At 63.3% G+C, this 1,780-nt stretch carries 3 protein-coding genes; 2 read left to right on the top strand and 1 reads right to left on the bottom strand.

All coding sequences use genetic code 11. The features are described from left to right. Positions 1 to 322, bottom strand: a 322-nt coding sequence (locus ENZ75_RS30755) for a DUF3422 family protein (RefSeq protein WP_128278584.1), incomplete at its 3' end; no start/stop codon positions are given. Positions 323 to 528: 206 nt separating this feature from the next. Between ENZ75_RS30755 and ENZ75_RS30750 the strand changes: the two genes are divergently transcribed. After that, a complete protein-coding gene (locus ENZ75_RS30750) occupies positions 529 to 1,332 on the top strand; it encodes an FCD domain-containing protein (protein WP_032808722.1) in 804 nt (267 codons plus the stop codon). 19 nt (positions 1,333 to 1,351) lie between these two features. Further along, the coding region (locus tag ENZ75_RS30745; RefSeq protein ID WP_206617139.1) for an alpha-hydroxy-acid oxidizing protein at positions 1,352 to 1,780 on the top strand (429 nt) is incomplete at its 3' end.

The raw sequence follows: 1,780 nt of genomic DNA, 5'->3' as shown, positions 1-1,780 counted from the left end.
CCCACAAATAGGTCGAGAATTCGGTGTGCCGCTCCCAGCGCAGCGAGCCCTTGCCCCATTTCATGGCATGGTGGCGGGCCTGGCGGTCGGGCGCGGCGATGCCGAGGCGCCGCGACAGTTCGGAAAGCACCGCGTGGTCGACGCCGGAGCCGCCCTCCGTCATGAAGGCGAGTTGCATCAGGACGCGTGGCTTTTCGATCAGCGGATGCGGCCGGGCATGAACCTCGCCGAGTGCGCCGGGCCGGCCCTCATGCGCGGGAAAGCCCATGACGCTGCCCTTGGCGCGCGGCTGGAATTCGAGATCGGACGGGTCGTCTGACACGGCTTGTTCCCCGGGGGTTTCCTTGAACCCGCTTGCACTCGCGTCCCTCTAGTGCCAATGGCCTGACGACGCAAACGGCAAAGTTAGCCGAAGATCACGGGATCGGGCGGGAAATCGGCCTGCTTTTTGTCAATTGGATAAATAATTTGACCAGTTGGCGAGGCAGGCTCTATTCTGCGGCACCGGTTCACCTTCCAGGCATTCTGTTGAGCGACATTTTTTCCAGGATCGAGCATTCGCGCACCGCCGACGAGGTGGTGCAGCAGATCGAGAGCCTCATCCTCGAAGGCGTGCTGCGCACCGGCGACCGGCTGCCGGGCGAGCGCGAGCTTGCACGCCAGTTCGACGTATCGCGGCCGATCCTGCGTGACGCCCTGAAGGCACTGGAAGGACGCGGCCTTTTGACGACAAGGCCCGGCGGCGGCACGCATGTCGCCGATGTCATCGGCCAGCTCTTCACCAAACCGGTGACGGACCTGATCTCGATGCACCGCAAGGCAGTGACCGACTATCTGGAATACCGCCGCGAGATCGAAGGGGTTGCGGCTGAATATGCGGCACGGCGCGCCACCCCAGACGACATGGCGCTGCTCGACAAGATCATGGCACGCATGGACGATGCGCACCGGACCGGCGACTTCGACGACGAGGCCGAGATCGACGTCGAGTTCCACCACGCGATCTGCGAATGCGCACACAACATCATCCTTTTGCACACGCTGCGCTCCTGTTATCGGCTGCTGTCGGAGGGCGTGTTCCAGAACCGGCTGCTGGTGTTCACCGTACCCGGCGCGCGCGACGCCCTGCTCGCGCAGCACCGGGCGATCCATGCGGCGGTGAAGGCCGGCGACCCGGCCACCGCCCGCCAGGCGGCGATGGACCACATCACCTATGTCGAACGGTCGATGGCGGAGGCCGAGCGCAGCGGCGACTGGCAGCGCGTCTCGCGGCTGAGGTTGAAACAGCGCGTTGACGCCACCGATACAGAACCAGCACGCAAACGCTCCTAGCTATCGAAACGGGAAGCCCATGAGCCAGATCCTGACCATCGCCGACCTCAAGGACCTCGCACGCCGGCGTGTGCCGAAGATGTTCTTCGACTATGCCGATTCCGGTTCGTGGACCGAAAGCACGTATCGGGCCAACGAGGAGGATTTCCAGAAGATCAAGTTCCGCCAGCGCGTCCTCGTCGACATGGACAACCGTTCGCTGGCATCGACGATGATCGGCGAAAAAGTGTCTATGCCGGTGGCATTGGCGCCAACCGGCATGACCGGCATGCAGCACGCCAATGGCGAGATGCTGGCGGCGCAGGCGGCGGAGGAATTCGGCGTGCCGTTTACCTTGTCGACGATGAGCATCTGCTCGATCGAGGATGTCGCCTCGGTTACCACGAAGCCGTTCTGGTTTCAGCTCTATGTGCTGCGTGACAAGGATTTCGTGCTCAACCTGATCGAC

Origin of the sequence: Mesorhizobium sp. M7A.F.Ca.CA.002.04.1.1, from assembly GCF_004022805.1 — a bacterium.
Taxonomy (GTDB): domain Bacteria; phylum Pseudomonadota; class Alphaproteobacteria; order Rhizobiales; family Rhizobiaceae; genus Mesorhizobium; species Mesorhizobium ciceri.
Note: the sequence above shows the minus strand (reverse complement) of the source record. Positions and strands in the feature narration are given on the sequence as shown.